The organism is Streptomyces sp. NPDC046925 (assembly GCF_040644915.1).
In the GTDB taxonomy this organism is placed as follows: Bacteria; Actinomycetota; Actinomycetes; order Streptomycetales; family Streptomycetaceae; genus Streptomyces.
The window spans coordinates 436,796-442,795 of record NZ_JBEYWZ010000005.1; the positions used below are offsets into that span (position 1 = coordinate 436,796).

At 70.1% G+C, this 6,000-nt stretch carries 4 protein-coding genes; 3 read left to right on the top strand and 1 reads right to left on the bottom strand.

Annotation, left to right across the window (positions count from 1 at the left end):
- Positions 1–417 precede the first annotated feature (417 nt).
- Complete coding sequence (gene dnaB / locus ABZ906_RS23465) at positions 418–1,896, top strand: replicative DNA helicase (protein WP_361193751.1); 1,479 nt, start codon at positions 418–420, stop codon at positions 1,894–1,896.
- Here dnaB and ABZ906_RS23470 read toward each other — a convergent pair.
- Entirely contained in the window at positions 1,841–3,415 is a 1,575-nt protein-coding gene (locus tag ABZ906_RS23470; protein WP_361385538.1) for a PLP-dependent aminotransferase family protein, read from the bottom strand. The genes dnaB and ABZ906_RS23470 overlap by 56 nt on opposite strands.
- Before the next feature lie 139 nt (positions 3,416–3,554).
- Here ABZ906_RS23470 and ABZ906_RS23475 point away from each other — a divergent pair, with 139 nt between their 5' ends.
- On the top strand, positions 3,555–4,430 hold the full coding sequence (locus ABZ906_RS23475) for a methyltransferase domain-containing protein (RefSeq protein WP_361385541.1): 876 nt from the start codon (positions 3,555–3,557) through the stop codon (positions 4,428–4,430).
- Positions 4,431–4,484: 54 nt separating this feature from the next.
- Positions 4,485–5,867 carry a serine hydrolase domain-containing protein gene (locus ABZ906_RS23480; RefSeq protein WP_361385544.1) on the top strand — a complete coding sequence of 461 codons (1,383 nt, stop codon included), beginning with the start codon at positions 4,485–4,487 and terminating at the stop codon, positions 5,865–5,867.
- Positions 5,868–6,000: the final 133 nt, after the last annotated feature.

The window sequence follows — 6,000 nt, forward strand, 5'->3', positions numbered from 1 at the left end:
AAAGACCCTTACTCAGTCTGGAGCGGGGCACTCTTCGGAGCGCTGTTCGGCACGATCTTGGGCCGATGGGGAAAGTTTTTCTTCTGCACAGCCAGTGGACGGGAAAGTCGCAGGTCAGACTGTATTTGTGGAGAGCGCTGAGTGCTTGTTCACAGGCCTGTCCACCGGGCCGTGCACAGGTTTGGCTGAGTTCTCCACAGCAACGCGCCCGTCATCCACACCGCCTGTGGATAACCAGATTGGCTGACGGTGCCCACGGCCCTACCGTAGTGCGGCGCCCCCCTCGTGATCCGACCTCGGAAAGCCCGTAAAACCGACGCGTCAGAACCGGAGTTGGGCCGCTCATTTGTCAGTGTCGTGCCGTAAGAAAGAAGGGCACGGCGAGGTCCGCTCGGCGGACGTGAGGGAGGTGGCCCGGTGAGTATCTCCGAGCCCTTGGACGACCCCTGGGCCGACAGCGGTCCCAGTGACCGTCTGCCCGCCTCCCGCCAGCGCCGCGACGGAGGCAGGAACCGCGACGAGCAGCACGACCGCGGCCGTGAAGGCGGCGGCTGGGACGGCGGAGGCACCGCCTTCGAGCGCGTACCGCCGCAAGATCTCGACGCGGAGCAGTCGGTGCTGGGCGGCATGCTGCTCTCCAAGGACGCCATCGCCGATGTCGTCGAGGTGCTCAAGGGCCACGACTTCTACCGCCCGGCGCACGAAACGATCTACACGGCGATCCTCGACCTGTACGCCAAGGGCGAGCCGGCCGACCCGATCACCACCGCGGCGGAGCTCACCAAGCGCGGCGAGATCACCAAGGTGGGCGGGGCCTCGTATCTGCACACGCTGGTGCAGACGGTGCCGACGGCGGCGAACGCCGAGTACTACGCGGAAATCGTCCACGAGCGGGCGGTCCTGCGCCGTCTCGTCGAAGCGGGCACGCGCATCACCCAGATGGGATACGCGGCCGACGGAGACGTCGACGAGATCGTCAACAGCGCCCAGGCCGAGATCTACGCGGTCACCGAGCAGCGCACCAGCGAGGACTATCTCCCGCTCGGCGACATCATGGAGGGCGCGCTCGACGAGATCGAGGCGATCGGTTCGCGCAGCGGTGAGATGACCGGTGTGCCCACGGGCTTCACCGACTTCGACTCGCTGACGAACGGCCTGCACCCCGGCCAGATGATCGTCATCGCCGCCCGTCCCGCCATGGGTAAGTCCACGCTGGCGCTGGACTTCGCGCGCGCCGCGTCCATCAAGCACAACCTCCCCAGCGTCATCTTCTCCCTGGAAATGGGGCGCAACGAGATCGCGATGCGTCTGCTGTCCGCGGAGGCACGGGTGGCGCTGCACCACATGCGCTCCGGCACGATGACGGACGAGGACTGGACCCGGCTCGCACGCCGGATGCCCGAGGTCTCGGCGGCTCCGCTCTACATCGACGACTCCCCGAACCTGTCGATGATGGAGATCCGCGCGAAATGCCGTCGCCTCAAGCAGCGCAGCGACATCAAGATGGTGATCATCGACTATCTGCAGCTGATGCAGTCCGGTGGTTCCAAGCGTGCCGAGAGCCGCCAGCAGGAAGTCTCGGACATGTCGCGAAACCTGAAGCTGCTCGCCAAGGAGCTCGAAGTCCCGGTCATCGCGCTCTCGCAGCTGAACCGTGGTCCCGAGCAGCGCACGGACAAGAAGCCCCAGGTCTCCGACCTGCGTGAATCCGGCTCGATCGAGCAGGACGCGGACATGGTGATCCTGCTGCACCGCGAGGACGCGTACGAGAAGGAATCACCGCGCGCGGGCGAGGCGGACATCATCGTCGGCAAGCACCGTAACGGCCCGACGGCGACGATCACCGTCGCCTTCCAGGGCCATTACTCCCGCTTCGTGGACATGGCGCAGACGTAGCAGGGACGTCGGTGCGTCGGCGCAGGTGCCGCAAGGCTTCGCCGAGGGTCGCCATGCCCTCGGCGATGTCGGTGGCGGTGGGCGCGGCGTAGCCGAGTACCAGGCCGGGGCGGTGCGGTCGTTGGCCGTGCCAGGACAGGGGATGGACCTTCACACCGCGGGCGAGGGCCGCCGTGGCGAGGTCCGTGTCGCTGAAGCCGGCGTCGAAGGTGATCGTCAGGTGCAGGCCCGCCGCGGCGCCATGCACGACGGCGTGCGGCAGATGGGTTCGGACCGCGGCGATCATCGCGTCCCGGCGGCGTCGGTGGCGGCCGCGCAGCAGGCGCAGCTGGCGTTCCAGGGCTCCGGATTCCATCAGCTGAGCCAGGACCAGCTGCGGCAGCACGGCGTTGCCGAGATCGGCGAAGCGTTTGGCGGCGACCAGCGCGTCCCGGTACTTCGGCGGCGCGAGGACCCAGCCGATGCGCAGGGCAGGCGCAAGGAGCTTGGACACGCTCCCGGCGTAGCAGACATGTTCGGCGAGCAGGGAGCGCAGGGCGGGGACCGGAGCGCGGTCGTAGCGGTGCTCGGCGTCGTAGTCGTCCTCGATGATCAGCCCGTCGCGCTCGGTGGCCCAGCGCATCAGATCGCGACGCCGTTCGCCGCCGAGCACGACCCCCGTCGGGAACTGGTGCGCCGGAGTCAGCAGCACCGCGGAGGCATCCGTGGCACGCAGTTCGTCGACGCGGATGCCGTCGGCGTCGACCGGGACCGGCGGGGTGTCGAGGCCGCCGTTGCGCAGATGCTGGCGGGCTCCGAGCGAGCCGGGGTCCTCCACGGCCACCGCGCGCAGGCCGTCGTCGTGCAGTACCCGGCCGAGCAGGGTGAGGGTCTGGGCCGTGCCCGCGGCGATGACGATGTCGGCCGGATCGGCGCGGATGCCCCGGTTGCGGGCCAGCCAGTCGGCGACGGCGATCCGCAGCGCCGGTGCTCCGCGCGGGTCGCCGTATCCGAAGGCGGACGCCGAAAGCTCTCTGAGTACGGTGCGTTCGGCGCGAAGCCATGCGGTGCGGGGGAACGCGGCGAGGTCGGGAACGCCGGGTGAGAAGTCGATGCGGGCCGGAGTGTCCCGCAGCGCGTCGAAGATGTCCGTGCCGGGCGGGGCACCGAACAGAGCGTCCGGAGGAGGAGGCGGAGGCGGGACCGCGGAGACGGCGGGCCGGGCCTTCGCCGGTGCGGCGACCACCACGGTGCCGTTCCTGCCGCGCCCGGCAACGTGCCCGTCCTCGCCGAGGCGCTGATAGGCCTCGGTGATCACGCCGCGGGACACGCGGAGCTCGCCTGCAAGGACCCGCGTCGCCGGGAGCTTGCTGCCCACCGCCAGGCGGCCGTCCGCTATCGCGAGGCGAAGTTGCCGGGCCAGCCAGTCCGCGCGTCCGCCCGCGGGGGCATCGTCGATGCGCAGCTGAAGGAAGTCCGCGCCCGCCGGTGCCGCGTACGTCCCGGAGCCGGAGCCGGAACCAGATGCGGGTCCGGACACGGAACCAGGCACGGAACCAGAGACGGACGCGGAGCCGGCCTCCTGCGCTGCGCGCTCCACCCCGTCGGCGGTTATGGACCGGTCGGCAGCACGGTCATTGGACCTGTTCACCGGGCCATAGTGGCAGCAGGGTGAAGTCATGCAGACAGCAGCAGCCGCAACCACCGGCACCACCCTCCCGACGCCAGAACCCGCCGCCCGAACGGCAGTTGACTACGTCCATGGATACTCGCCCCGTGAGGCCCGCAGGCTGGGGGACCAGGCGGACACACTCGCCGCGCTGCTGCACGACGGGACGGCGTATCCCGCGGGGAGCCGGGTCCTGGAGGTCGGCTGCGGGGTCGGCGCCCAGACCGTCCACCTGGTCGACTCCAGTCCCGGTGCGCACTTCACGGCCGTCGACCGTTCGGCGGACTCACTGGCGAAGGCCCGTGCCCGCGTCACGGCGCACGCGCCCGACGCCGATGTGCGGTGGTGCCGTGCGGACCTCTTCGCTCTCCCCTTCCCGGACGCCGAGTTCGACCACATCTTCGTCTGCTTCGTCCTGGAGCATCTGGCCGCGGCCCAGCAGGCGCTCGCCGGACTGCGGCGGCTGCTGCGGCCCGGCGGGACCATCACCGTCATCGAGGGGGATCACGGTTCGGCGTTCTTCCACCCCGACAGCGCCTACGCCCGCGCGACGATCGACTGCCTGGTCCGGCTCCAGGCCGACGGCGGTGGAAACTCCCTGGTCGGGCGGCAGTTGCAACCGCTCATCGCGCAGGCCGGATACGACGACGTCCGCGTGCGGCCGTGCACCGTCTATGCGGACAGGACCCGGCCCGAGTTGGTTGACGGCTTCACCCGCAGTACGTTCATCGCCATGATCGAATCCGTCAGGGACGACGCGCTGGCCGCCGCCCTCATCACCGAAGCCGACTGGGAGCACGGGATCGCCGATCTGCGCAGGACCGCCGACGACGACGGCACCTTCCACTACACGTTCTTCAAGGCCACGGGTACGCGGTCCGCGTAGGGCGCACGGCGGAATTCGCTCGACTCACGGCTTCTGCGCGGGTGGACTAGGGCCATGACATCTCCCCGTGAAGAGCTGCTGCCCACCACCCGCCGAGCCCTGCTGCACCGCGTCGCCACCGCCCAGGCGGAGGGACGGGCGCCCTCACTCGTCGCCTCGGTGCTCAGGGACGGCGAGTTGGTGTGGACGGAGGGGCGCACCTGCGTCGAGGGGCACGCACCGGACGAGGACGTGCAGTACCGCATCGGCTCGATCACCAAGACCTTCACCGCCGTGCTGGTGATGCGGCTGCGGGACGAGGGCGTCCTTGACCTCTCCGACCCCTTGGAGAAGCACCTTCCGGGAACGGCCGCGGGTGACGCCACCATCGCGGAACTCCTCGCGCACACCAGCGGGCTGGCGGCCGAGACCCCCGGGGAGTGGTGGGAGCGTACGCCGGGATCGCAGCGCCCCGAGCTGGGAGACGTCCTCGGCGAGCAGCCCTTCAAGCACCCCACCGGCCGACGGTTCCACTACTCCAACCCCGGCTACACGCTGCTCGGTTCGCTGGTCGAGGCGCTGCGGGGCGACGCGTGGGAAGCCGTGCTGCGCCGCGAGATCCTGGAGCCGCTGGGCCTGGACCGTACGAGCGCGCAGCCACAGGCGCCGCATGCGGGCGGCTGGGCGGTCCATCCCTGGGCGGACGTGATGATGCCCGAGCCTGCCGAAGACCTGGGCCTCATGGCGCCTGCCGGGCAGCTGTGGTCCACGACGGCGGACCTGGCGCGCTTCGGTGCCTTCCTGTTGCAGGGGGACGACCGGGTGCTGTCCGCGGACTCGGTACGTGAGATGCGGGCGCCGGCGTCACCCGCTCAGCCGGGGGACTGGGACGTGACGTACGGCATGGGCACGCAGCTGATCCGCGGGGAGGGACGCACCCTGGTCGGTCACGGGGGCTCGCTGCCCGGATTCATGGCGGGGCTGTGGGCGAGCGAGGAGGACGGTCTGGTGGCGGTCACGCTGACCAACTGCACGTCCGGCCCTCCTGTGACGGCATTGGCCTTCGACTTGCTGAAGATCGTGGCCGAGGCCGAGCCGCGCATCCCCGAGGCGTGGCGGCCGCTGCCCGAGCTGGATCCGGCCCTGCTGGAACTTGCGGGCCCCTGGTACTGGGGGACGAGCATCTTCGGCCTGCGCCCGCAGGCCGAGGGAGCGTTGAATCTGTCGCCCCTCGGCGGCGGTGGTCGCGGGTCGCGGTTCCGGCCGAACGGCGACGGCACGTGGACCGGGCTCGACGGCTACTTCGCCGGGGAGGTCCTGCGGGCGGTGCATCGACCCGACGGGACGGTGAGTCACCTCGACCTGGGGTCGTTCTTCTTCACGCGCGAGCCGTACGACGCGGGGGCTCCCGTGCCGGGCGGGGTGGACCCGGAGGGGTGGCGGGGACTTCCCCGCTGAGAGCCTCTGAAGGGCGCTGAGAGCTTGTAAGAACCTGGTGGGGTCCCTGCTCGTGGGAACTCCCGAGGATCCCTCCATAGGGTTTTTCCAGGGCGCGGATCACTGACCGATGGCGCATCTTGCCTCTTCAACC